This window comes from Aphanothece sacrum FPU1 (assembly GCF_003864295.1).
Lineage (GTDB): Bacteria > Cyanobacteriota > Cyanobacteriia > Cyanobacteriales > Microcystaceae > Aphanothece_B > Aphanothece_B sacrum.
The window spans coordinates 942,501-966,958 of record NZ_BDQK01000013.1 but is presented as its reverse complement, the minus strand read 5'-3'; the positions used below and the strand labels follow the sequence as shown (position 1 = coordinate 966,958).

Annotated in this window: 22 protein-coding genes, 1 tRNA gene and 2 rRNA genes (1 of these 25 only partly in view); 11 read left to right on the top strand and 14 right to left on the bottom strand. The window is 37.6% G+C overall.

What is annotated here, in order from left to right:
- Positions 1-4: 4 nt before the first annotated feature.
- From AsFPU1_RS15350 to AsFPU1_RS15340, 3 genes are read right to left on the bottom strand one after another with little or no spacing between them, the layout of a single operon-like run.
- Positions 5-694, bottom strand: a complete 690-nt coding sequence (locus AsFPU1_RS15350) for a hypothetical protein (protein ID WP_124972622.1) — start codon at positions 692-694, stop codon at positions 5-7.
- A gap of 26 nt (positions 695-720) precedes the next feature.
- A complete protein-coding gene (locus tag AsFPU1_RS15345) occupies positions 721-1,053 on the bottom strand; it encodes a DUF565 domain-containing protein (protein ID WP_124972624.1) in 333 nt (110 codons plus the stop codon).
- 20 nt (positions 1,054-1,073) lie between these two features.
- Positions 1,074-1,658 carry a DUF3611 family protein gene (locus tag AsFPU1_RS15340; protein WP_124972626.1) on the bottom strand — a complete coding sequence of 195 codons (585 nt, stop codon included), beginning with the start codon at positions 1,656-1,658 and terminating at the stop codon, positions 1,074-1,076.
- 216 nt (positions 1,659-1,874) lie between these two features.
- Here AsFPU1_RS15340 and AsFPU1_RS15335 point away from each other — a divergent pair, with 216 nt between their 5' ends.
- The gene (locus AsFPU1_RS15335; protein ID WP_124972628.1) at positions 1,875-3,080 is read left to right on the top strand and encodes an aspartate aminotransferase; all 1,206 of its coding nucleotides are present in this window, start codon (positions 1,875-1,877) and stop codon (positions 3,078-3,080) included.
- 195 nt (positions 3,081-3,275) lie between these two features.
- On the opposite strand, the gene AsFPU1_RS15330 is transcribed toward AsFPU1_RS15335, so the two are convergent.
- Complete coding sequence (locus AsFPU1_RS15330) at positions 3,276-3,677, bottom strand: Fur family transcriptional regulator (RefSeq protein WP_124972630.1); 402 nt, start codon at positions 3,675-3,677, stop codon at positions 3,276-3,278.
- Between the two features lie 677 nt (positions 3,678-4,354).
- Here AsFPU1_RS15330 and AsFPU1_RS15325 point away from each other — a divergent pair.
- Complete coding sequence (locus AsFPU1_RS15325) at positions 4,355-5,500, top strand: IS4 family transposase (RefSeq protein WP_124969650.1); 1,146 nt, start codon at positions 4,355-4,357, stop codon at positions 5,498-5,500.
- Between the two features lie 120 nt (positions 5,501-5,620).
- On the opposite strand, the gene AsFPU1_RS15320 is transcribed toward AsFPU1_RS15325, so the two are convergent.
- Positions 5,621-7,819 carry a phosphoketolase family protein gene (locus AsFPU1_RS15320; protein WP_124972632.1) on the bottom strand — a complete coding sequence of 733 codons (2,199 nt, stop codon included), beginning with the start codon at positions 7,817-7,819 and terminating at the stop codon, positions 5,621-5,623.
- 366 nt (positions 7,820-8,185) lie between these two features.
- Here AsFPU1_RS15320 and AsFPU1_RS15315 point away from each other — a divergent pair, with 366 nt between their 5' ends.
- Together AsFPU1_RS15315 and AsFPU1_RS15310 are read left to right on the top strand one after the other, a co-directional pair.
- Positions 8,186-8,590 (top strand): transposase family protein, encoded by a 405-nt coding sequence (locus tag AsFPU1_RS15315; protein WP_124972634.1) that lies wholly within the window; start codon positions 8,186-8,188, stop codon positions 8,588-8,590.
- Between the two features lie 48 nt (positions 8,591-8,638).
- Complete coding sequence (locus tag AsFPU1_RS15310) at positions 8,639-8,857, top strand: hypothetical protein (protein WP_227873407.1); 219 nt, start codon at positions 8,639-8,641, stop codon at positions 8,855-8,857.
- A 164-nt stretch (positions 8,858-9,021) separates the two neighbouring features.
- Here AsFPU1_RS15310 and AsFPU1_RS15305 read toward each other — a convergent pair whose 3' ends face one another.
- From AsFPU1_RS15305 to AsFPU1_RS15290, 4 genes are all read right to left on the bottom strand, one after another.
- The gene (locus tag AsFPU1_RS15305) at positions 9,022-9,837 is read right to left on the bottom strand and encodes a metal ABC transporter permease (RefSeq protein ID WP_124972636.1); all 816 of its coding nucleotides are present in this window, start codon (positions 9,835-9,837) and stop codon (positions 9,022-9,024) included.
- Between the two features lie 18 nt (positions 9,838-9,855).
- Positions 9,856-10,662 (bottom strand): metal ABC transporter ATP-binding protein, encoded by an 807-nt coding sequence (locus AsFPU1_RS15300; protein ID WP_124972638.1) that lies wholly within the window; start codon positions 10,660-10,662, stop codon positions 9,856-9,858.
- Positions 10,663-10,680: 18 nt separating this feature from the next.
- The gene (locus AsFPU1_RS15295; protein WP_124972640.1) at positions 10,681-11,613 is read right to left on the bottom strand and encodes a metal ABC transporter solute-binding protein, Zn/Mn family; all 933 of its coding nucleotides are present in this window, start codon (positions 11,611-11,613) and stop codon (positions 10,681-10,683) included.
- Positions 11,614-11,806: 193 nt separating this feature from the next.
- A complete protein-coding gene (locus AsFPU1_RS15290; RefSeq protein ID WP_124972642.1) occupies positions 11,807-13,024 on the bottom strand; it encodes a glycosyltransferase family 4 protein in 1,218 nt (405 codons plus the stop codon).
- Between the two features lie 214 nt (positions 13,025-13,238).
- On the opposite strand from AsFPU1_RS15290, the gene AsFPU1_RS15285 reads away from it, so the two are divergent.
- Both AsFPU1_RS15285 and AsFPU1_RS15280 read left to right on the top strand, forming a co-directional pair.
- Positions 13,239-15,110, top strand: a complete 1,872-nt coding sequence (locus AsFPU1_RS15285; protein ID WP_124972644.1) for a phosphodiester glycosidase family protein — start codon at positions 13,239-13,241, stop codon at positions 15,108-15,110.
- Between the two features lie 17 nt (positions 15,111-15,127).
- Positions 15,128-15,610 carry an MEKHLA domain-containing protein gene (locus tag AsFPU1_RS15280; RefSeq protein WP_124972646.1) on the top strand — a complete coding sequence of 161 codons (483 nt, stop codon included), beginning with the start codon at positions 15,128-15,130 and terminating at the stop codon, positions 15,608-15,610.
- A gap of 200 nt (positions 15,611-15,810) precedes the next feature.
- Here the strand turns inward: AsFPU1_RS15280 and AsFPU1_RS15275 are convergent, their stop codons facing one another.
- The 5 genes from AsFPU1_RS15275 to AsFPU1_RS15255 all read right to left on the bottom strand — a co-directional run bounded on the left by AsFPU1_RS15275 (position 15,811) and on the right by AsFPU1_RS15255 (position 20,083).
- Positions 15,811-16,350, bottom strand: a complete 540-nt coding sequence (locus AsFPU1_RS15275) for a hypothetical protein (protein WP_124972648.1) — start codon at positions 16,348-16,350, stop codon at positions 15,811-15,813.
- Positions 16,350-16,847, bottom strand: coding sequence for a DUF29 domain-containing protein (locus tag AsFPU1_RS15270; protein WP_124972650.1), 498 nt, complete (start codon positions 16,845-16,847; stop codon positions 16,350-16,352). Before AsFPU1_RS15270 ends, AsFPU1_RS15275 begins: the two co-directional genes overlap by 1 nt.
- 117 nt (positions 16,848-16,964) lie before the next feature.
- Positions 16,965-17,828, bottom strand: a complete 864-nt coding sequence (locus tag AsFPU1_RS15265) for an SWIM zinc finger family protein (protein ID WP_124972652.1) — start codon at positions 17,826-17,828, stop codon at positions 16,965-16,967.
- Positions 17,829-17,864: 36 nt separating this feature from the next.
- Positions 17,865-18,650, bottom strand: coding sequence for a M15 family metallopeptidase (locus tag AsFPU1_RS15260; RefSeq protein ID WP_124972654.1), 786 nt, complete (start codon positions 18,648-18,650; stop codon positions 17,865-17,867).
- Between the two features lie 41 nt (positions 18,651-18,691).
- The gene (locus tag AsFPU1_RS15255; protein WP_124972656.1) at positions 18,692-20,083 is read right to left on the bottom strand and encodes a malic enzyme-like NAD(P)-binding protein; all 1,392 of its coding nucleotides are present in this window, start codon (positions 20,081-20,083) and stop codon (positions 18,692-18,694) included.
- A gap of 280 nt (positions 20,084-20,363) precedes the next feature.
- On the opposite strand from AsFPU1_RS15255, the gene crtE reads away from it, so the two are divergent.
- From crtE to AsFPU1_RS15230, 5 genes are all read left to right on the top strand, one after another.
- Positions 20,364-21,293, top strand: a complete 930-nt coding sequence (gene crtE / locus AsFPU1_RS15250) for a geranylgeranyl diphosphate synthase CrtE (protein WP_124972658.1) — start codon at positions 20,364-20,366, stop codon at positions 21,291-21,293.
- 20 nt (positions 21,294-21,313) lie between these two features.
- Entirely contained in the window at positions 21,314-21,769 is a 456-nt protein-coding gene (locus tag AsFPU1_RS15245) for a divergent PAP2 family protein (protein ID WP_124972660.1), read from the top strand.
- Between the two features lie 304 nt (positions 21,770-22,073).
- Positions 22,074-23,564 (top strand): 16S ribosomal RNA (locus tag AsFPU1_RS15240).
- 204 nt (positions 23,565-23,768) lie between these two features.
- Positions 23,769-23,842, top strand: a tRNA-Ile gene (locus AsFPU1_RS15235).
- A 151-nt stretch (positions 23,843-23,993) separates the two neighbouring features.
- Positions 23,994-24,458 (top strand): 23S ribosomal RNA (locus AsFPU1_RS15230); it runs 2,493 nt beyond the window's last position.
- Together the 16S and 23S rRNA genes with 1 tRNA gene alongside form the textbook arrangement of a ribosomal RNA operon.

Sequence of the window (24,458 nt, the reverse complement as noted above, 5' to 3'; positions counted from 1 at the left end):
ATTTTTATGTCCCCACGCCAGCCACAAACCAACCTTCAAATAATACGATATCAGCCCTATTTATAAGTCCTGGTTGAATGCGATCTCCTTCTCCATTCTCTAAAGATTTATCAAAACGAGGAATCAAAATAGGTTGATTTGAGTCTATATTTTTTAACTTATCTAAAACTTCAATTCCTAAATTAATATCATGAGTTCCTGGAGGCCCACGCCAAATTAAACGAGGATCAATTGCTTTTAGTTGTTGACGTTCTTGGTAAGTTTTATATAAATCATCAATAGAAATACTAATAGTTAGATAATCAAGATCCTCTAAAATTAAGCAAACAATTGTAGATAGAGTTGTTTTTCCTGTACCTTGTCCTCCTAAAATTCCTTGAATTAATGGTCTTTTTTGTTGATGTTTTTCTTCTATTAATTGTATTGCTAAAGGTAGCCAAAGTTTCCAGAGATTGTTTAAAATTTGCTGAGCATCTTGGAATTTTAAAACATGACATAAATCTTTAACTTTACTATAAACATCTTGAAATAATTGCGAGCGCAGGCTTATTTTTTCCAGTCCATTCTTAGGAGTAATGTTAAAAGCTTCAGCTTGATAAGGATTAGCTAATTCTTGTTTTAAGAGTAACTCTAATTCCTGAGAAGTCAATAATTTTCCTTGACTTAATTGTTGTAATATTTTTAAATATATCATATAAATTAAGACATAAATTAAGAAAATTAAGAACCAACTATTAATGCTTGTAAAAATAAACCATAAATCATACCAGCTTTAAAAAGATTTAACGAATCAAGACCAAGAGGACGGATTTTTTGCTGACGACGACCATAGACAATAATACTAGCACTTTCAGTAAAAAATAGCAAAAAAGAAGCTGTAAAAATATCCCAGTAACCTTTTTGTCCAGCAGTTGTTGAAATAGCTTGAGCAACAAAAAAACCCAGTAAGAAACTAATTAAGCTCAAAGAAATACGTCGCCAAGGATTAGTAAATAATTGATTAAGGCGATTTTGACTGATAGTAACCAGGGTATTTAAGCGTGTTCGTTGCATCGTTTATATCTAAGTAAAAATTAAACTTGTCGATTAATATGGTTAAGGCGATCTAACAACCACAAAGAAACAACAATTCCGGCAAAATGACAAAGAATAGTATGAGTATTAGCTAGTAACAGTAAGATTTCATTAGGTGTTGGTAGCTTACTGGTATCATAAACTGCCGCACCTTGAGGAATATTAGAAAACTTACTCCAGAGAATTCCAATAAAACCTTCAGCCCCAATAATAGAGAAAAAAATACCAATTAAATTAGATGAAAGTCCTAACCTAACAGTTTGTATAGTCGTTGTCTTTTTAGGTCGTTGTTCGACGTTACCAGACTGCATCAAGTCAGCAATTTTTTTGTAGCGAAAACAAATTAAAATACTAATAACTAGGCATAAAACCCCAGCCGTCGAACAAAAAATACTAAACCCTGTTCCTTGAGAAGCCTTTTGTTGAGTAATTAAACCAGCGATAGATAAAAATAAAAGAGCCGCAGCTAATACTCCTAAGACTAATTGTATCCAAAAGCCTATATTACCGGCAAATCTTAAAATAGCAGCAGCCCGTTGTACATTAGGAGGAAGGGGACGACTCAGTTCATAATTTTTGCTCATGATAATTGAGAGCGACCATAGCTCAGAACTACATTACTTTTTAATCATGACACAAACCTATCATTGTTAATTGGGTTTATTTAGTAATGATACAACATCTCTAGGAATTAAGTAGGGGGTCAATTAATGAATTAACCTTACAGATAGTGCTGTTGAAAATGTGGTAAACTTTGCTAAGATTATGGTTTGTCTAGATTTTCCTAAGTAGCCATCATCATGAGTCTCGACTGGATTAGCCGTGCAGATCGCTTAAATGCTTTACCTCCCTATGTTTTCGCCCGCTTAGATGAACTCAAAGCCAGGGCCAGAGAACAAGGATTAGATTTAATTGACTTAGGGATGGGCAATCCAGACGGGTTAGCCCCTCAACCTGTCATTGAAGCGGCGATCTCCGCTTTAAATCTGCCTCAAACTCATGGTTATCCACCTTTTGAGGGAACAGCTAGTTTTCGTCAAGCTATTACCGCTTGGTATCAACGATGTTATGGGGTTGATCTTAATCCTAATAATGAAGCATTACCGTTAATTGGTTCAAAAGAAGGTTTAGGTCATTTAGCATTAGCTTATATTAATCCTGGGGATTTGATCTTGGTTCCTAGTCCTTCTTATCCGGCCCATTTTCGCGGTCCTTTAATTGCGGGAGGTAAAATTTATCCGATTATTTTATCTGCCAAAAATGACTGGTTAATTGATCTTAATACGATTCCCGAAACCGTTGCACAAAAGGCAAAAATTCTTTATTTTAATTATCCTAATAATCCGACTACGGCGACTGCCCCTAGAGATTTTTTTGAAGAAATTGTTAAATGGGCCCGTCACTATGAAATTATTTTAGTTCATGATTTATGTTATGCTGAGTTGGCGTTTGATGGTTATCAACCGACAAGTTTATTAGAAATTCCGGGGGCCAAAGAAATTGGAGTTGAATTTCATACCTTATCTAAAACCTATAATATGGCTGGTTGGCGAGTGGGTTTTGTGGTAGGAAATTCAGAGATTATTCAAGGATTACGAACCCTAAAAACTAATCTAGATTATGGCATTTTTTCTGCCGTACAAACTGCCGCAGAAACCGCTTTACAATTACCGGATATTTATATCAAAAATGTACAGGAACGTTATCAAAAAAGGCGAGATTTTTTGATTAATGGTTTAGCAGAATTAGGCTGGAAAATTACGCCCTCAAAAGCAACAATGTATCTTTGGGTTCCTTGTCCGGTGGGGATGGGTTCAACAGATTTTGCTTTAGATGTCTTAGAAAAAACAGGTATTGTCGTAACACCTGGGAATGCCTTTGGAGAGGGTGGGGAAGGTTATGTTCGAGTCAGTTTAATTACAGATTGCGATCGCTTAGCAGAAGCTTTAAATCGTCTAAAAAATGCCGGAATTCGTTATCAACCAGAAATGGTTAGTTATCTTTAATGGTTAGTAAGGGCTTAATATCATTAAGGCTGTCAGATTTAATTGTAGGGGTAAGCTGTCACGCATTTAATTGACCTGTTGTGACTGCATGGGAGCGCCGGAGCAAAGGGAGCGCCGGAGAGGGGGTTTTAACGTCTGTACCAAAGTTCAAAATAAGCGGTTTAAATGCACAACAGCTTAATTCATGAATTGCCCCTATACGGACATTTTCTGATTGCCTAATTCACATAATCGACATAAGCCAAAAAATTCTAAGGTATGATAATATACCTTGAACTGATAAGATCCTTTAAGTCTTTCTTCAAAATCGTGTATAGGACACTCATCAATGGTAAAAGATTGTCCACAGTTGACACAAGTGAGGTGATGTTGATCTTGATGGATTAAACTATAAAGAGATTCTCCATTAGATAAAGTTCGCGCTTGAATTGCCCCTTCTAATTTTAGAGATTCTAAAGCACGATAAACTGTCGCTAGTCCTAAAGGAATTTCCAGATTTTTGAGTTCTAAATATAAATCCTGAGCAGAAATCGGACGATTTAAGGATTTGAGGACACGAACAATTCGCGATTGAGAACGGGTGCGTTGACCTTTCATCTAATTTCCTCCACCTATCCTTCGACCTATATAATAAATAGTCTAGCATCTAATGTATAATTGGGTAAAGTTTCCCTGCATTGTTAAAATTCATTGACCTTCTGGTGAAAATACCCTAATAACAATAATTGGTTAACTTTGATTTATTAACTTACAGGTTGAAACCTAAAGTTATAAAAACAAAAGCTGCCTTCGCAGCTTAAGAATATCAATATTTTAGCCCGTGAAGACGGGCTTTGTTTGTGTAACCATATCCTTTAGGATATGTTAACTTACAGGTTGAAACCTGAAGTTATAAAAACAAAAGCTGCCTTCGCAGCTTAAGAATATCAATATTTTAGCCCGTGAAGACGGGCTTTGTTTGTGTAGCCATATCCTTGAGGATATGTTAACTTACTGGTTGCAATAATTTCGCCTATGCCATCCCCTTTAATTACTACACCTACTATCAATATATCACCTTTACTTAAAACATTTCTAAAAATCTCTATGTTCGTTTTTATTTGTCCTTGTCTGCTAAATTTAAAAGCACTAAATCCTAATGGTAATAATGAAATTATAACGGTGAAACCTGGCGTGGGGACATGAAACCCTGAAAGCCTTACCAGATGACGAAAAGAGCAAAACATGGTAAAAAGAAAATGTTCTTTTTTTAGCGATCGCCGTCTAAACCCAAAATGTTACCAGAAATTTATAACAACCATTTAACAAAGTATCTGAAAAAATCGGAATATTTAATACTGTTAATCATGATAGAATTAGTGCAAGTATATAGGAAAATTAGGTTTTATGAGTTAGCTAGTTATTTTCCCAGTCCCATTTTATTTGAAAGTAAGAGAAAAAAGTTAAAACGGTTTTTCGAGATTCCTTGTTTGACAATTGAAGGAGTATGGATACCTATCATAAAACAGTGGTTAAAGCAATCATTTAGTACAGGAGATGTCTTACATATTGCCATAGATAGAACCCAATGGGGGTTGATTAATATTTTGATGGTAAGTCTGGTAATTGATAATAGAGGAATTCCCTTATATTTTGAGTTGCTAGATCACATCGGTAATAGTAACTTTGACACACAGAAAAGTATATTAGCCCGAATATTACTCTTTCTAAAAGAATATAAAATAGTTGTCTTAGGGGATAGAGAATTCTGCTCAGTTGAACTAGCAAAATGGTTACATGGACAAAAAAGAGTTTATTATGCACTCAGATTGAAGAAAAGCAACTATATTGAAGTAGAAAAGGAAATGTGGACGCGACTAAAAGATTTAGGATTATCTTCAGGAATGTCTTTATTTTATCAAGGAGTTAAAGTTACGAAAACAAAAGGATTTATAGGCAGTAATATAGTGGCGAAATGGAAAAAGAAGTATAGAGGAATAGAGACAAAAGAAGCTTGGTTTATTATCACAAATTTAACCAGTATTGATGAGACGATTGACGCTTATAAAAAGAGATTTTGTATTGAGGAAATGTTTCGGGATTTTAAGAAAGGTGGTTATGATTTAGAAAGAACGAAATTAACAGGACATCGCCTTACTTCCTTAATTATATTGATTACTCTAGCTTATTCAATGGCAACATTTTCTGGAAAAATTATTAAAGAGAAAGGATTGGCAAAATATGTGGGGAGAGTCAGAAAAAACAAGAAAATGCGACGGAGACACAGTAACTTTTATATCGGTCTTCATGGAAAAGATTGGGTTGACTCTTGTGATTTATTTACCGTTGAAGCCCAGGCATTAATGCAATTAAGCCCCGAAAAACGCGCCTATTATCGACGAGGACGACGGGCTATATCCCTGATTAAGTCTAGCTTATAGATTTTTATGTCCCCACGCCAGCGGTGAAACATAACCATTGAGTTAGCTTTGTTAGTAACGGTGATGTATATTCCATATTATAATTTTCAAAAAGGTGGGCATTGCCCACCCGACAATATGTTAGCTTACTAATTCAACTGCCCGCTTACTTAAAGCTTCAGCAGTTAAACCATTAAATGCCATAATTTCTCCTGCACTTGCGGTCGTTTCTCCCCGCTTCCAGGCGAAAGTATCCCGTTTACAATTACTGCGTAACATTAAGGGTTCTAACATAGCAGAAGTTCCCCCTGTTACCCCTATTAAAGCATCACCACTAAACATTTTTTCAAACCCTTCATCATCTAAGAAATGACTATCTTTTTCGGTGCAAGTTTCCCATGCAACATCATGAGGACGATATAAACGACGGGGGTTAATTACTGATACAATCTTCACCCCTATTCCTTCATCTTCTAAATGTAAAGCTGCATCAAATACGGGAATTAATGTCATATCTCCAATAACAGCAAAAACAACTTTTTTCTTGCCTTCACTATCATGTAAGATGACACCCCCATCTTGTAAAGCTTGACGGGTTTGTTCTAAAGTTGTCCGCACAGCTAAAGGTGACTTACTAGCAGTAATTGTTATCCCTTTATTCTTCGTTTGTAAAGCCCATTCATAACAAGCTTGAATACTATTTGCATCACAAGGAAACAGAGGGAAAACATTACCATTACGCATCATTGCAGCGAAATAATTTTCAATTTCTGGTCGTTGATGTGTCCAACCATTGCGCCCTTGTTCTAAGGCCCCCGCAGTAAATAAAGTAATAGTAGAAGGAGTGGGACGGCGTAACTCTGTCATTGCTTGAGTTACAGTTTGCCAAATAGGTAAACCATTAATAGCAAAAGATTCATAAGAACACCATAAAGTTCTGGCCCCAAATAAAGCTAAACCAACAGCTAAACCTGCACAAGCATCTTCACTTAAGGGTTCATAAACTTGTCCAACGGGCCCTTGATAATAAATATCATCAACCGTAGGATGAATAATTCTTAAACCAATGTTGATATTATTAATTCCTGAAGCTGCATTTCCATCCGCATTGGTTATGACAAAATTGGGATCTTTTTTACCTACATGAACTACTAATTCACCCATGGCAGTAGTAGCGACTTTTTTATCCCCATGAATTTCATATTCAGTTAAGGGTAATTCACCTAATTCTGGTAAGGGTAAGACTTTTTCTGTTACTACATGATGGGAAGCTGGGCCCCCAGCAGAACGTTCAAAATTAGTCCGTACAAGTTGCCAAGCTTCAGGAGATAAAGCCCGTTCTTTTAAAGCACTAATAATGTAGTCTTTTTCTAATGTATCCCCAGGATATAAATTATGAGATTGTGCGCCCCGTTTATGAACTCCTGCCCCTTTAAGTTGTTTAACAATAAGAACAGTTAATGTGCCACCTAATGCAGATTTAGCCGCCTTATCTGTTGCTTCTAAAATTGCTTGAGTAAATGCTAAACGTTTGGCTAAAGAAAATGCGGTACTGTCTACATATTCTCCTGTTTGGTTAGTATCATCATAATCTTTTGCATTGACTAAAATAATTTCTTTGAACCCATTTCCTTGCCAATATGCAATCATTTCTGCATTGGTTTTTGTTGATACCATGCTGTGATGTTCCTGAGAATAACCATTCCATACCAAAATGGGCAAGAAATTAGTTGCTTCAGGATAAGCCGTGTTAAAATGACCAAAACTACTCATGATGTAAGGTTCTCCTAACCCTCCATCCCCAATGGTGACGGGAAAGAGTACCCCCGGATGTAATTTAGCCCCGGCCATAGCAAAATGTTGTCCTTGTCCGAGAGGGCCAGCAGGGTTTAAAAGTCCTGGTATTTGCCCGGAAAGGTGTCCTAAAAGCCCGTGCATCTCCCTGAACCTTTCACCCATCTGTTGGACTGTGGTGATGCCCATATCTTCGAGGGAGCGGTCTAAGAACATATTACTGTAGAATCCTGGGGCATGGTGTCCCACTTCGGTAATAATGTTTTTGTAGCCTAACATCATTAAGGCAGCGATACAGTCGGCAATACTGGCAAAACCGCCAGGGTGTCCTGATGCTTTGCTCGCAGCAGTGTGTAGGGTTAAGTAACGTAGTGCGTCGGCAGCGAGTAGGGTTTGAAAGACGGCGTTAGAGTCGCTAGGGGAAGTAATTGCAGTATTTCCGGGTTTAATGGCTGCTTCTGCGGCGTATTGTTCAAAATTTGGTAAATTATCCTCAAAATGTTGAATCCCTTGACAAAACGCTGGTATTGTGCTTGCAATGGTCATGTGTGAGCTATTCCTAATTTACATAACGGTAAGTATTAAAACAATCTTACAGGTCTGAGGGGATCAACTTTAGATATTATTTGAAGTTTCAGCAATAGGAATTATTCTATGAGTGGGATAGATATGATAGGTTATTGTTAAGTCAAACTCTAAAATTTGAAATTTTACCTAATGGAAGAATTGAACTATGAAAAAAATTGACTATGCTCTTATGAACGATCAAGAATTAAAGAATAATGTGGTCTAGATTACCTTATTTATCATTTTACCCAATTCTCTAAGTATACCCCCTAGCAACACTCTCAACCGGTTCTACAGGACAAATTATGCTAAAATATTAGTAAAAAATCTAATAGGTTAGCAAAAATGAAACGAGAACTTACTAAAATTCTTAATTTACCGGAAGTTATAGTAAAAGCAAAAAAAGAGATTGAAGAAAGTCTAGTGTTAGAAGTTGAATCCCAATCAAAAACTGCTTTCTGTCCGCGTTGTCAAAAAGTCAGTCATCGTCTTCATCAAAATCATTGGCATTTAATTAAAGATCTGCCTTGGGGTGAAAAAGAAGTTTTTTTAAGGATTAATCGACGACAATTCAAATGTGATTATTGTTCAAAACCTTTCAGTGAAGAATTAAATTTTGTCGAAAAAAAACAAAAATATACGAAAAGATATGCTAGATTCGTGACTCAAGAAGTTGTTAATAGTGACTTACTCTCTGTAGCTAAGAGGCATAATTTAACTGAAGATCAAGTCGTATCTATGATTAATTAGATAAGTCAAGAAATTTTACCAATTGATTTAGAAGAATTAAAAAGACTCTTGTTTAAAGGGAATTTTTATCACATTTTACCCAATTCGGTCAACATCGAGGGAATTTCTAGGGGAGAGTTTGGGGTTCATTTTGATGCAAATGCCCCAGGTTCGGCCGGATGTATCGTTATTCGTAATAGGCAAGAATGGGATGGTTTTCAAAAATTGATGAGTGATTACAATTCGGCCGGAGTAGAAACAGTACTTTTATCAATACTATACACTTAAAAAGTTTTATCATGGGGTATCTGACCAGATAATATTGGGCATTTTTAACAGCTTTTCTTAATTATCTACTATCTATTTTAATCTAAATCGCACCTCAAAATCAACAAAATCCTGAAATAATCTTCGTCGAAGATATTAGAGAGACTCAACAGGTTCTATAGAGACTAAAACTTTTTCTGATGTTGCCAAGATTCAATCCCTAAACTAATTAAATAACCTGTACCAGAAACTAACGTAATAGTAGCACCAGAACTTACATTACCATAATAAGATAATCCTAATCCCACAGTTGTAAATATTATTCCCAAAACGATAGAAATTACCATCATTTGTTTAATATCTTTAAAAAATTGTCCGGCAATGGCAGCAGGAATAGTTAACAAAGCAATCACTAAAATTAACCCCACTACCTGCATTACCATGACTACAGTTAAAGCGATAGCCCCCACTAACAAAAAATATAAACTATCTACGGGAACATTGCGAGTTAAGGCAAAGACAGGATCAAAAGAAATTGCTAAAAACTCCTTATAGAATAATATCACTATCCCTATAATAATTATATCTAATATAAACATAATCATCAAATTTTGTTGAGAAACAGTTAGAATACTCCCAAATAAATAACTCATTAAATCAGCTTTATAACCTGGAGTTAAATCTATTAAAATAATCCCGACAGCCATTCCTACCGCCCACATAACCCCAATAATACTATCAGCCCGTTGTTCAGTTTTACGGGCGACCCATCCCATCCCTAAAGCAGAAATTAAGGCAAAAATAACCGCACCCAAAACAGGATTAAACTGAAAAAAATAGCCTAATCCAATACCTCCATAAGCAGCATGAGCAATACCACCACTAATAAAAACAATACGATTAATTACAACAAATGTTCCAATAATTCCACAAGCAATACTAACTAATATTCCCGCTAAGATAGCATTCCTCATGAACTCAAACTGAAATAATTCAAGCATTTTTTTTATTATAAATAACTATTTTTTTTGCTTATGATTACTTTGCTTAAACTCCGATTGATGTAACGGACAATTATGTTCAGAAAGAACTCTATGAGCAACTCCATGAGCAATTAAATCTACCGGACATTGATAAGTTTTTTCGATAGTTTCAGTCGTAATTTGTTTATCTCCGTGATAAAAAAGGCGACGGTTGAGACAACCAATGGTTTTAACATAACTAGAAATCGCACCAATATCGTGAGAAATAATCACAATAGTGATCAATTCATTTATTTCTCTAAGTAACTCATAAATGCTTTTTTGTACTTGAGAATCAATATTAGCAGTGGGTTCATCGAGTAGAAGAATACGGGGTTCTGATGCTAAAGCGCGAGCAATATATACCCGTTGTCTTTGTCCTCCAGATAGTTCCCCAATAGGACGATTTCTTAATTTTAGCATTCCTACTTGGTCTAAAGTTCGGGTGACAATTTCTTCGTCTTTAGCGTTGTAGCGTCGCAAGAGAGGACGTTTTCCTAATCTTCCCATCCTTACCACATCTGCTACTTTTATGGGAAACCCTCGATCTAATTCTAATAGTTGGGGAACATAACCAATATAACGTCTTCCTTGAAGGATATTATAACCTAAAATTTTAGCCTCTCCTTGATAGGGAGAAATTAACCCTAATAATACTTTAAATAAGGTAGTTTTTCCGCCACCATTTGGGCCTATTAATCCCACAAAATCACCTTCATCAATTGTTAGATTAATATCTTCTAAAACGATATTTTGATGATATTTTACGGATACGTGATTAAGAGTAATTGCTTGAGTTACCATAGGAAGATTTATGATTATTTATTGCTTTTTGAGAGCGTCAGAAAAGGTTTGAGATACTTTGAGTAAATTGTTATACCAATCACCAGCAATAGGACTAATTAATAATACTTCGCCGTTAATTTCTTTGGCGATAGTTTTAGCAGCTTGACTACTTAATTCAGGTTGAGCAAAAACAACTTTTATTTGTTCTTCTTTTGCTTCTTTAATTAATTGACTTAATTCGGCAGCACTCGGTTCTTGTCCTCCCACTTCAACGGGAATTTGAGTTAAGTTATACTGTTGAGCAAAGTAACCCCAAGCAGGATGAAAAACAATAAATTTTCTCTGCTTAATATTGGCTAAATTTTGCTTTATTTGAGTATCTAATTGCTCAATTTCTTGCAAAAATTTATTAAGATTAGCTTGGTATTCTGGCTGATTTTTCGGATCGAGTTTAACCAATCCATCATAGATAGTTTTTGCTTGAATTTTTACTAATTTTGGAGACAACCAAATATGAGGATCAAGAGTATTTTCATCAGAATTAATTGTATCTTCTTGTTGATTTTCTCCCTCATGTTGGTGATGTTCATGGGGGATCATAGGAAGACGTTTAATCCCTTTAGTAGAATCAATCATCAACATTTTAGGTTGTTCTTTAGCTATTTTGCTGATCCAAGTATTTTCAAAGGGAATCCCAATTTTAATATAAGCATCTGCTTGACTTAATGCTTGTATTTGTTGAGGTTTAGGTTCATAATTATCGGGTTCAGTTCCAGGGGGAACCATTACATTAATTTTAACCCGATCACCTCCAATTTTTTTGACAAAATATTCTTGGGGAACTACACTAACCGTAATGTCTAAAACTTCAGGAGAAGAACTTTTAAGACTTGCAGATTGACTGCAGCTTGTTATTCCCCCAAAACTGATCAATAATATGATTAGAGTCGGTTTTAAACCATATCTCACAACTCACCTCTGAGTTAAACTGTATTTTTGCAGGACTGAAGTACCGACACTATCTGTAGAGGCAATTCAGGAATTGCCCCTATAAAAAACACAATTTATAGAAGTGTTAGGTTGGCACTGTTTTGATTATGATTCTCATTATACCATACCTAAGAATCATTCTCATTTTATTGTAGTGTAGACATTGCCCACACTACTTTTGAGAATAGTAAGGTTGTAAAACTTGGTTCAAAATTTCTGACATAGACTCAATACTATAATATTTAATACATCTTTCTCTAGCCAGTTTTCCTTTATTATTAGCTTCTTCTAAATGTTCAAAAATCCACTTAATTTTATCAGCTAATTGTTCAGGTGAGTTAGGATCAACTAAGTATCCTGTATCGCCTAAAATATTAGGAATATCCCCTACTTTTGTGGCTAAAATTGGTTTAGCCATGGCCATTCCATCCGTTAATTTTAAGGGAAATTGAGCTTTAGTAGCGGGAGTATCTTGTTGAGGAACAACAATTAAATGGGCCGCGGCCACAATTTCTGGCATTTGTTGAACGGGAGATTTAGGCAATTGAATTAACCATTTACCCCATTTTTTTTGTAATGTTTGATCATATTCATCATAGGGACTTCCTCCTACAATAACTAATTTTAACTCAGGATTATTAAGTTTATCTAAGGCCATTAAAATATCTTCAACCCCTTTATAGGGTCGAGGGGCCCCAGGAAACATTAATATTTTATATTCGTTAAGTTGATATTTATTCCGACTAAATTCAGCATCATAATTATCAGGATTAAATAAAATAGTATCCTTCCCATTAGGAATATAAACGCCTCCAAAACGTTGTTGGATAAATTGAGTATGAATAGTAACTGCATCCGCTTTATTAATTAATTTTTCCATCCATCGTAAATAGAGAGGATGATCGGGATGTTTTAGGGGGCCATCTGATTTTATGATATCTTTAATAAAACCTTTGACTTTAAAATGATATTGCCAATAATCTCCCCCAAACCAACTCATTTCCCAGTCATCTATATCTACAATTAAAGGACGGTTACTTAAATATTTTTTGATTAAAGCAATACCATAACTACTAGGTTTAAGCTTCACTGCATAGAGAATATCTCCATCAATTTGAGGTAATAATTGACTCAGCGATCGCCAAGAACCTCCTAACCCTGAATAATAGGAACAAGGAACTGTAATAATCTTTAAATTTTGCTGATTAATAAGTGGCCCATCAGAGTCATAAGCAATACCAAATAGTTTAACTTGATGACCTAAATTTTGTAAAGCCTGAGCGAGTAAAAATGGACGAATACCCCCACCCCAACGTCCTGCACCTTTACTAGATAGGTCACTAACGATGAGAGAAATATTAAGCTGACGATGAGTGATAGATAAATTCAAAAGGTTTAGATAGAATTCGATAGCTTATGTTTATAGTTTAATATATCAGATGAGTCTATGGATCAAAAGAAGGTAAATCTTTTTTATTTAAAGCAAAAAGTTCATATTGTTCATATTTGAGTTCATAAAAGTTATTTAGTGTTTGAAAAAATAGCACAGCATGATAAAATAGAATTATAATTATCAATTAATACAATAATATGAGGACAATTTTGTGAAGCGAATTCAGTGGCGATCTTTAATTCTTTTTTGTGTTTCTGTTATTTTAACTTTACTAATTTATTATCTAACTTCTAATTCATCTCCAGATTTTTCTCAACCTGTTAGTATTACTTATTCAATTTTACCCGTTGAAGCTTCTAATTCTGTACAACAAGGAAAAGAAATTATTCTCAATGGGAAAAAGTATCAAATACCTTGGAGTCAATGGCAACAAGGGGATAATATTCGCACAGGAATTAGTGATATTGGGACTATGAATTTGCTAGGATTACAACTTCTTGGTACCCAAGATCCTGGCTTACAACCTGTTCGTTGGTTTGGTACAGATTCTGGTCAACCTTTACCCATTTTAGCCCGATTTATTGCTCCCTATCGTTATCTAGATGTAACAGAATTAATTCAATTAGCAGGAGGACAATTACAAGTTAATGGTAATACTTTAGAATTGAATTTTCCTATGGCTCAAATTAGTAATATTCGTCAGGTAAATCAACCTTGGGGTAAAAGAATTATTCTCGATGTTAATCGTCCCACAGTTTGGCAAGTTAGTCAAGCAAAAGGCCAAGGTCTGATTACAATTTCCGGTCAAGTTTCTCAGGCTTCAATTTCTGATAATAATGGTCCTTCTTTTCCTTCTAATCTTTTAAATAATACAGATGAGGATGACTTAGGTAGTGAGGGTTCTCAAGCGACTAATTCTAGTTTATTTTCTTTAGAAAAGACGGAAAAATTAACGAAAATTAATGTTAGTTTACCGACATCTTCGGGCTTAAATGTCTTTAGTTTATCTAATCCTAATCGGATTATTATCGATGTCCGTTCTGATGTCATAGTTCCCAAAGAAATTGTTTGGACTCCTGGTATTATTTGGCGACAACAATTGGTTAAAATAAGTAAAGATATTTTTCCAGTAAATTGGTTAGAAATTGATCAGCGATCACCGAAAATTTACCTAAAACCAATTATTAGTAATCCTAACACACAACAGGGAATCGCACCTTTAGTTACTACAGCGCAAAATTGGCAAGCTTCAGCCGCTATTAATGGGGGATTTTTTAACCGAAATAATCAGTTACCATTAGGAGCAATTCGTCAAAATAATAATTGGTTATCTAGTCCCATTTTAGGACGGGGTGCAGTTGCTTGGAATGATCGCGGACAAGTTAATATGAATCGTTTAAGTTTTCGAGAAAATCTGATTACATCTAGTAGACAAACTATTCCTATTCTATTTCTTAATAGTGGCTATATTCAAGGTGGTATTGCTCGTTATACTGCAGACTGGGGAGAAAAATATACAAATTTAAGCGATAATGAAACTATTATTTCTGTTCAGAATAATCAAATTATTGAGCAAAAACAAGCAGAAAAAGCAGGGGGAAATATTTTTCCTATTCCCTCAAATGGGTATCTATTAATTATTCGTAAAAATGCGGTTGCTCCCTCTTTATTATCAGTAGGAATGAGTGTTAAGATAGAAACTAATACTATGCCTCCTGAGTTTAATCAATTTTCTCATATTGTTGGGGCAGGGCCTCTCTTAATTAGTAATCGTCGTATTGTCGTTAATGCGGAGGGTGAAAACTTTAGTAAAGGGTTTCAACAACAAAAAGCCTCTCGTAGTGCTATTGGAGTGACAAATAAGGGTACAATAATGTTAGTTGCGGTTCATACTCGTGTGGGAGGAAGTGGTGCAACTTTAGATGAAATGGCTCAAATTATGCAACAATTAGGGGCAGTAAATGCGTTAAATTTAGATGGTGGAAGTTCTACTTCTTTAGCGTTAAGTGGTCAATTAATTGATCGTTCTCCTGTTACTGCAGCAAAGGTTCATAATGGTATCGGAGTTTTTGTTAATCCATAAAAAAATCTTAATTACCTATGAATAATTTACCGTATCAACAAGAAAAAGTCATTCAAAGAACTCAATTAATTTTGAGTAGTTTTGAATATTGGTTAGGTCACTCTTTATTTCAAGAAAAAGGTTTACCAGAAATAAAAGCTTCACCTGAAGACATAGCAAAACAATTATTTGAAGTTCCTGTTATTGTTGCTTCTGATGGAACAGAAAACGATCCAATTTTGAATTATGGTAATCAAAAAGCGTTAGAAACATGGGAATTAAGTTGGGAAGAATTTACCAAAATTCCATCACGAAAAACAGCAGAATTAGTAGAACAAGAAGAACGTGATCGCTTATTAGCTGAAACCACAGCTAAGGGGTTTTGTTACTTTTCGGGAATTCGTATTACTAGCACGGGAAAACGTTTTAAAATTAATAATGGAATTGTTTGGAATGTCATTGATGAACAACAAAATTATAAGGGAAAAGCTGTCGTATATTCAGATTTTTATTTTTTATAATTATGGTTCTACCGGACAAACTATGCTAAACTAACAATTAATAAAAGGCTAAAGCCTTATCCTATAAAAACGAAATCCACCTTCGTGAACTAAATTATAGGTTGCGTAGGCAACCTTTGTTTATATAGCTTAACTATGAACGAGTTAAGGTTTCTTATTGGTAATAATTTAGCATAACTTGTCCGGTAGAACCAAAACATTTAGGTATTGATAATTTTAATTAAAGCTAAAAAATCACTTAAAGATATAGGAGAAAACGACTTTTTCCCATAATTATTTATTTCTACCATCCAACCTTTAACGAGTTGAGGCGATCGCCATAAGTCTAAATGTTCAACGGGTGGATCAGCATAAAAACTAAGGGTTCCTGTTCCCAGTATAGCAGAAGTCCAGTAAGTAAATTCATCGTGACTGACGCGATAAATCGGAAAATTACCCATTAAAGGAACACCCCACCCATCAAAAGCAATAAACCCTTTAATTATACCTCCTTGTAATTGCCATGTCCAAGCTGCATTAATAGCACCGACTACTCCTGCACTAAAACTAATTATAACTAATTGTTGAGATTTATCTACAGACTTTTCTTGTAAAAATTTTAAGATATGAAACCCGGAATAAGCAGGATATTTATCCGTAGGAAATACTAAGATAAAGTCTAAGTTATTTAAAGCATTTTCGATAAATTTATCTGTTAGTTTTTGCTCATGAATACCAGGACATATTAGATACATATACATTATGAATAAAAATTTTCATCTAAAAGCTGTTCAATAGTAAAAGGACAACTCATAATATACTCATTTTCTTGAGGAATACGAATGCCTTTTTTTGCTCGTTTACCTTCTTTAATTGCTAATTTACGAGCATTAGGATAAGCTTTTTTTATGGCTTCCGGTAGAAAAGTTTTAAAAGATGGATTATCATTAAGAGAGTCTATGATGCGCTCTCGATGTTCATCAATTGAATTATACCAACTATTTTGCATAGTTTCTGGTGCATCAAATTGAACTTTAAGTTTTAGTAAATGAGCAATTAAAATTTTTAAGTTACTAATAAGACTGGTTTTATCAGATTTTCCCAAGTCTCTTAACTCCTCAATTAAATGTTCAATATCAAGCTGATCAAATTGTCGTTCTTCTAGTTGATTAATGGTATGATTAATCCATAATTGAAGATCTTGCTCATACAATATTTTAGTATTCTTTTGTCTCTCTAATTCTTGGGATTCAATCATTTTGTATTCTCCTAATTAATATCAGATATTAGGGCGGGTTTATCTAGTTTTTTGGTGATAATCAGACAATTTTGGCAAAAACCCGCCCCTATGAAATCGGTATGTAATTAATATTTATCAGGAATCACGGTTTAAAGCATCTATCATGGCTTGTTGACTAATAGTTTGATAGACTTGTTGTAGATATTCTGTCACAATTTCTGCTTCTTCATAAGCTAAAGGAATTCTGCCTAAAACATCAAGAACTGTTTTATTATTTGAAGGAGGAGTAATCACAACTAAAGAACTATCTAATGGTTCTTTATATTGCCAAAATGTTTGTAAATTTAACTCCTCAGATTGAATTTTATCAGATTGTTTATAAGACTTGATTGTTGTTTCTTTGGCTTCAGCTTCTTCTACTTTAATTTTATTATCTTGTTCAACTTGCTGACGACGTAACGCCCTTAAACCTTCTAATATTTGAGCTTTTGATCTACCTCTTAATTGAAAAATAATAAAAGGATCTTCGCTAAAACGATCAGCTAACTGATAATAAATGGCCCCAATATGTTTACAGGGGTTAGCTTTATCGGGACAACTACAATGACCATTAACATCCGATAAAGTAAAGGGAAAGACATTTAAGCCATTTTCAATAAAAACTCTTTCAATATTATCTGGCATTTTACCCGCTAATAATTGGGCAGAAAAAATGGCTTTTTCTGATAAACTTTTAATTACATAATCCCAGTCTTCATCCGTAAATAATTCAAGAGAAAGAGAAACTTGATAGGGTTCTACTTCACTTCCTTGAACTTTAGCTAATACTTGTGACCCGGCAAATTCAATACTTAAAACATTTCCTTCTCTAGCATAAATTCTAGCTCGTTCTAACCGTTTTTTGAAGCGATAAGAGTCTAATAATTCTAACCAACGTTGCACCCACCATTCTTGTTGAGGTAAATCAGGATCATTTTTCAATAAATCTGCTCTTGTCATATCAATTATCTCCTAATTTAATTCATGGTTTTATTATTAATTTGAAGATTTAGGTTGTAAATTTCTGGCTTTATAAAAGGTTTCTAAACTATCCCTATCACCCACATATCTCCAGTGCCAAGGTTCATAACTAACCCCTTGAGGGTTATTCTTAGGAAAAGAAATTTCAAAACTGTATTTTGCGGCATTATTTTTTAGCCAACGAAAAGCAGCCGTTTGTTCAAAACTGGGGCTAAGATTAGTACCTGGAACATTACCATCTCCGATATCAACAGCATATCCTGTATGATGTTCACTATATTTAGGAGGCGCACTTACTTCTGCTCGTTTACGAGTTTCTTGGTTGCGTTGACGCTTCACTTCAAAGAATAAATATTCTTGCTCAGCTATTGTTCTAAAACCCGAAATTGGGGTTAAAATGATCCCACTTGCTCTGGAATCTTGCTGCATTTTGCGAAAACTTTTGGCAGCATTTATTCTCATTTTAATTCGTCCATCAGGAGTGATGGGTTTTAACTCGGATGGAGGGGCTTCTGGATAAGGTAAATGTCCCAGAATATTTTCTATCGCTTCGGGAGAAGGATTTTCTGTAATAGTTGACCCAGAAGAAGTTACTGAAGAAGGAGTAATTTGTGAGAGTTGAGAGAAGGAACGTAGAACCAAAAAACTTGCTAATACCACTACACTAAGCCCAACAATTCCTGCTAAGATTAACCCTAATTTTTTCAGTGACAAAGATGAAGAAGTAGGCACATCTCGTAAAGCTTCAGGAATGTCATCGATAGGGTCTGGTTGCTTGATGGTGTTTTGCTCATTTTCCATTGATTTCTAAGTCCTTCTCCATGTTTTCTCCTCTTAATATTCTACTGGGTGGCTACCCCATCTTGACGGGCGGCTAACTGTACTGCACTAGCTACCGCAGGAGCAACCCGTTGATCAAATACTGAGGGAACAATATGTTCTCGATCTAAATTATTTGATGTTACCAAAGAGGCGATCGCTTTGGCAGCTTCTAAACACATATGTTCAGTGATCGTTTTAGCCCGACAGTCTAAAGCCCCACGAAATACCCCAGGAAAGGCTAACACATTGTTAATTTGATTGGGATAGTCACTGCGTCCGGTGGCCATCACTGCCACGTCATCTGTGATTAATTCTGGCTGGATTTCAGGGATAGGGTTAGCCATGGCAAAAACAATGGGGTCTTTGGCCATAGAACGTACCATTTCCGGTGTCACTACCCCTGGCGCACTCACTCCTAAAAATATGTCTGCCCCTTGCATAGCATCTGCGAGGGAACCACTAGCATTAACCGCATAAGCTTGTTTTTGCGGGTTTAAGTCAGTACGGGAGGTAGACAAAATGCCTTTAGTGTCACATAGCCAGATAGTTGTTGCACCAGCAGCCTGTAATAAAGAGGCGATCGCTACTCCGGCTGCCCCCGCCCCATTAATGACAATTCGCACTTCTTCTATGGTCTTCTGGACTAATTTGAGGGCATTAAATAAGGCGGCTAGGGTGACAATAGCTGTACCGTGTTGATCGTCATGAAAGACAGGAATATCAAGTTCTTTACGCAGTCGTTCTTCAATTTCAAAGCAACGGGGGGCGGAAATATCTTCTAGGTTGACCCCACCAAAAACAGGGGCAATACGTTTGACTGTCTCAATAATTTCTTCTGTGTCTTGGGTGGCTAAACAGATAGGAAAAGCATCAATACCCCCAAATTCTTTGAATAACATGGCTTTTCCTTCCATGACAGGTAAAGCCGCTTCGGGGCCTAAGTTGCCTAACCCTAACACTGCACTTCCATCAGTGACAACCGCAACGGTGTTATTTTTAATGGTTAGTTCATAGACTTTAGACGGTTCACGGGCGATCGCTTGACAAATACGTCCGACCCCTGGAGTATAAGCCATCGCTAGATCAGATTGAGAAGTTAGGGGAAGACGACTATTGACGGTAATTTTTCCCTTACGATGTAACTCAAAAGTCCGATCAGAAACCTTAATAACCTTGACATTGGGGATTTCTCGCACGGCTGAGACAATTTTCTCGGCCTGTTCTTCGCTTGACGCATCAATCGTGATTTCTCGTCGGGTAATTTTTAGAGTATGTTCAATCAGAGAAATTTGTCCTAGACTTCCCCCTGCTGCTGCGATCGCTTGAGTCACATAGGAGAGAGTCCCTGCGATATTAGGTAATTCAATGGTTAACGCTAGACTATAACTTGCATTGGGATTGAGATTTGCCATTTAACTCCTGATCTTCAAATGAAGAGAAATCAATACTTATTAACTATTGAGAATTGGGCTTTGTATCAAGTGTTATTACCAAAGTCGCCACCATTACCATTAAACCGAAACCTTACCCTTATTACGTCAGACTTCCCATTTGTTTCAAGATTTGTCAGTCAACAGACTTAAGACCCTATGTTTATCAAAAACGAGTAAAACTGGCTGTTTGCACTTGAAGGGGATAAAGTCCTGTAAACTGATAATACATAGCAGTTGGTTGGTTGAAGGCAATTTACCCATGGTCATGACAGGCAAAAATCCAGTGGCGCAGCCAGAAACATCAAATTTTGATCTCGCGTCCTATCTCAACGAAAAAAAACACCTAGTAGATGAGGCATTAGACTCATCTCTTCCCATTATTCGTCCCGAAACAATTTACGAAGCGATGCGTTATTCTCTCCTAGCAGGAGGCAAACGGTTACGTCCCATTCTTTGTTTAAGCACCTGTGATCTCATGGGGGGAACCCTAGAAATGGCGATGCCTACTGCCTGCGCTTTGGAAATGATTCATACCATGTCTTTAATTCATGATGATTTACCGGCCATGGATAATGATGATTATCGGCGAGGAAAATTAACAAATCATAAGGTTTATGGGGAAGATATCGCTATTTTGGCAGGCGATGCCCTATTATCCTATGCTTTTGAATATGTGGCTACCCAAACTCGTAATGTAGCTTTAGAGAATTTAGTGGATGTGATCGCCCGTTTAGGTCGAACAGTAGGGGCCTCTGGCTTAGTCGGGGGTCAAGTACTCGATTTAGAATCTGAAGGGAAAGAGGGTATTACGGTTGATACCTTAAAATTTATTCATATCCACAAAACAGGGGCATTATTAGAAACTTCAGTGGTATCAGGAGCTATTTTAGCAGGAGCCACCCTAGAAGACATACAACGATTATCTCGCTACGCTCAAAATATTGGCTTAGCTTTTCAAATTGTAGATGATATTTTAGATATTACCTCTACTCAAGAAGAATTAGGCAAAACCGCCGGAAAAGATCTACGGGACAAAAAAGCCACCTATCCGAGTCTCTGGGGCCTAGAAGAATCAAAAAAACAGGCTCAACAACTGGTTAATGAAGCCATAACCCAATTGATTCCCTATGGAGATAAAGCAACCCCTTTAAAAGCGATCGCTAATTTTATCGTGACTCGTAAAAACTAATTTTTCCTAAACCATTAATCATGCAGGATTTTGAATCCATTTTCCACAATAAAATACTGTTGGTTGCCTTAATTGCTTGTTTTTCGGCTCAAGGACTAAAAGTGATCGTTGAATTAATTCGTCACGGAAAGATCAATTTTCGCTTTTTAATGAGTACCGGAGGAATGCCGAGCGCACATTCTGCCCTTGTAGGAGCCTTAGCCACAGGGGTAGGATTGACCTTAGGCTGGTCTAGTCCTGACTTTGCCATCGCGTCTCTGTTTGCCGTCATTGTCATGTACGATGCGGCTGGAGTACGTCAGGCTGCCGGAAAACAGGCCAGAATCCTTAACCAACTCCTCGATGAGTTTTTGCAAGATGGTCATCACCTAAATGAGGAAAGGTTAAAAGAATTACTTGGCCATACTCCCTTTCAAGTATTAGTAGGGTTAGCTTGGGGAGTGAGTGTTTCTGTTTTAGCCTTACCCGCTTTGTGAAATTCTAAACTAAAGGACAAAGCCGCCAAACCCTTACGGGGAGTAGATTGCAAAAAAAGGCAAAAAAACTTTGGGAAAACCCTTGACATTCCCTGGGAGTTTGGTTATATTTGTAAATGCGCGGTTAAGAGACAAACAACTCACGCCGCTCCGAACCTAGACAAACCAATAGTTTGAAAGCTTACGAAAGACAGCCCTTGTTATTTGAAGCAATTATATCTCATTATAACCTAGATGTCTAGGGAATAAAAGAGGAAAAAAAAAGAGTCAGTCACGAAAGACTCTTGAGAGCTTGCGCTCAAACACTATGGAGAGTTTGATCCTGGCTCAGGATGAACGCTGGCGGTATGCCTAACACATGCAAGTCGAACGGTCACTTAGGTGATAGTGGCGGACGGGTGAGTAACGCGTGAGAATCTGCCCTCAGGATGGGGACAACAGTTGGAAACGACTGCTAATACCCGATGTGCCGCAAGGTGAAAGATTTATCGCCTGAGGAGGAGCTCGCGTCTGATTAGCTAGTTGGTAAGGTAAAGGCTTACCAAGGCATCGATCAGTAGCTGGTCTGAGAGGATGAGCAGCCACACTGGGACTGAGACACGGCCCAGACTCCTACGGGAGGCAGCAGTGGGGAATTTTCCGCAATGGGCGAAAGCCTGACGGAGCAATACCGCGTGAGGGAGGAAGGCTCTTGGGTTGTAAACCTCTTTTCTCTGGGAAGAAAAAAATGACGGTACCAGAGGAATAAGCATCGGCTAACTCCGTGCCAGCAGCCGCGGTAATACGGAGGATGCAAGCGTTATCCGGAATCATTGGGCGTAAAGCGTCCGTAGGTGGTTTTTCAAGTCTGCTGTCAAAGCCTGGGGCTTAACCCCAGATAGGCAGTGGAAACTGGGAGACTAGAGTTCGGTAGGGGTAGCGGGAATTCCCAGTGTAGCGGTGAAATGCGTAGATATTGGGAAGAACATCGGTGGCGAAGGCGCGCTACTGGGCCGAAACTGACACTCACAGGACGAAAGCTAGGGGAGCGAAAGGGATTAGATACCCCTGTAGTCCTAGCTGTAAACGATGGAAACTAGGTGTGGCTTGTATCGACCCGAGCCGTGCCGAAGCTAACGCGTTAAGTTTCCCGCCTGGGGAGTACGCACGCAAGTGTGAAACTCAAAGGAATTGACGGGGGCCCGCACAAGCGGTGGAGTATGTGGTTTAATTCGATGCAACGCGAAGAACCTTACCAGGGCTTGACATGTCGCGAATCTCTTAGAAATAGGAGAGTGCCTTCGGGAACGCGAACACAGGTGGTGCATGGCTGTCGTCAGCTCGTGTCGTGAGATGTTGGGTTAAGTCCCGCAACGAGCGCAACCCTCGTTTTTAGTTGCCATCATTAAGTTGGGCACTCTAGAGAGACTGCCGGTGACAAACCGGAGGAAGGTGAGGATGACGTCAAGTCAGCATGCCCCTTACGCCCTGGGCTACACACGTACTACAATGGTTGGGACAACGGGTAGCGACCCCGCGAGGGCAAGCGAATCTCATCAAACCCAGCCTCAGTTCAGATTGCAGGCTGCAACTCGCCTGCATGAAGGAGGAATCGCTAGTAATCGCAGGTCAGCATACTGCGGTGAATTCGTTTCCCGGGCCTTGTACACACCGCCCGTCACACCATGGAAGCTGGCCACACCCGAAGTCGTTACCCTAACCCTTGTGGAGGGGGACGCCGAAGGTGGGGCTAGTGACTGGGGTGAAGTCGTAACAAGGTAGCCGTACCGGAAGGTGTGGCTGGATCACCTCCTTTTAGGGAGACCTTCTTTCATTATGAATGCAAAATGACGAATTATGACAAATAATTCAGAATTTATAATTTATAATTCATAATTTAAGACATCCCAAGGTCGTGCAAGGGGAAGAAAATCGTATTAAAGCTTTCAAACTAGGAAGTCTGTTCGGGTCAATCAGCCAACAGCAGTCAGTCAAACAACTGATAACTGATAACTTCTAAGGGCTATTAGCTCAGCTGGTTAGAGCGCACCCCTGATAAGGGTGAGGTCCCTGGTTCGAGTCCAGGATGGCCCACCTAATTGTTTCGACTGACCCTATTTGTTCAGCACCGAGTCTTACCTTCATGAGTGAGACAGACTGCTGGGCCCTATTAGTAGTCCAGTACAGCACCTTGAAAACTGCAGAATAACGAGTCAAGAAAAAAGTCAATTGAAGATGACCTATTGGTCAAGCTACAAAGGGCTAACGGTGGATACCTAGGTACACAGAGGCGATGAAGGACGTAGTTACCGACGAAACGCTCCGGGGAGCTGGAAGCAAGCAATGATCCGGAGATATCCGAATGGGGCAACCCCTAGTACGGTCATCTGAATATATAGGATGACGCGAGCCAACCGGGCGAACTGAAACATCTTAGTAGCCCGAGGAAAAGAAAGCAAAAGCGATTCCCCCAGTAGCGGCGAGCGAAAAGGGACCAGCCTAAACCATTGACTTCGGTTGATGGGGTTGTGGGACAGTAACGTAGACTAGGATGGTTAAACGAAGCAGCTGAATACTGCACCACAGAAGGTGAAAGTCCTGTAGTTGAAAACTTGAACAGCTTAACTGTATCCCGAGTAGCATGGGTCACGAGAAATCCCGTGTGAATCAGCGAAGACCACTTCGTAAGGCTAAATACTCCTGTGTGACC

Bases quoted from the DNA above. Each gene is read 5' to 3' on its own strand.
- AsFPU1_RS15350 (WP_124972622.1), bottom strand. From the start codon at position 694: ATGATATATTTAAAAATATTACAACAATTAAGTCAAGGAAAATTATTG.
- AsFPU1_RS15345 (WP_124972624.1), bottom strand. From the start codon at position 1,053: ATGCAACGAACACGCTTAAATACCCTGGTTACTATCAGTCAAAATCGC.
- AsFPU1_RS15340 (WP_124972626.1), bottom strand. From the start codon at position 1,658: ATGAGCAAAAATTATGAACTGAGTCGTCCCCTTCCTCCTAATGTACAA.
- AsFPU1_RS15335 (WP_124972628.1), top strand. From the start codon at position 1,875: ATGAGTCTCGACTGGATTAGCCGTGCAGATCGCTTAAATGCTTTACCT.
- AsFPU1_RS15330 (WP_124972630.1), bottom strand. From the start codon at position 3,677: ATGAAAGGTCAACGCACCCGTTCTCAATCGCGAATTGTTCGTGTCCTC.
- AsFPU1_RS15325 (WP_124969650.1), top strand. From the start codon at position 4,355: ATGTTACCAGAAATTTATAACAACCATTTAACAAAGTATCTGAAAAAA.
- AsFPU1_RS15320 (WP_124972632.1), bottom strand. From the start codon at position 7,819: ATGACCATTGCAAGCACAATACCAGCGTTTTGTCAAGGGATTCAACAT.
- AsFPU1_RS15315 (WP_124972634.1), top strand. From the start codon at position 8,186: ATGAAACGAGAACTTACTAAAATTCTTAATTTACCGGAAGTTATAGTA.
- AsFPU1_RS15305 (WP_124972636.1), bottom strand. From the start codon at position 9,837: ATGCTTGAATTATTTCAGTTTGAGTTCATGAGGAATGCTATCTTAGCG.
- AsFPU1_RS15300 (WP_124972638.1), bottom strand. From the start codon at position 10,662: ATGGTAACTCAAGCAATTACTCTTAATCACGTATCCGTAAAATATCAT.
- AsFPU1_RS15280 (WP_124972646.1), top strand. From the start codon at position 15,128: ATGAATAATTTACCGTATCAACAAGAAAAAGTCATTCAAAGAACTCAA.
- AsFPU1_RS15275 (WP_124972648.1), bottom strand. From the start codon at position 16,350: ATGTATATGTATCTAATATGTCCTGGTATTCATGAGCAAAAACTAACA.
- AsFPU1_RS15270 (WP_124972650.1), bottom strand. From the start codon at position 16,847: ATGATTGAATCCCAAGAATTAGAGAGACAAAAGAATACTAAAATATTG.
- AsFPU1_RS15265 (WP_124972652.1), bottom strand. From the start codon at position 17,828: ATGACAAGAGCAGATTTATTGAAAAATGATCCTGATTTACCTCAACAA.
- AsFPU1_RS15260 (WP_124972654.1), bottom strand. From the start codon at position 18,650: ATGGAAAATGAGCAAAACACCATCAAGCAACCAGACCCTATCGATGAC.
- AsFPU1_RS15255 (WP_124972656.1), bottom strand. From the start codon at position 20,083: ATGGCAAATCTCAATCCCAATGCAAGTTATAGTCTAGCGTTAACCATT.
- crtE (WP_124972658.1), top strand. From the start codon at position 20,364: ATGGTCATGACAGGCAAAAATCCAGTGGCGCAGCCAGAAACATCAAAT.
- AsFPU1_RS15245 (WP_124972660.1), top strand. From the start codon at position 21,314: ATGCAGGATTTTGAATCCATTTTCCACAATAAAATACTGTTGGTTGCC.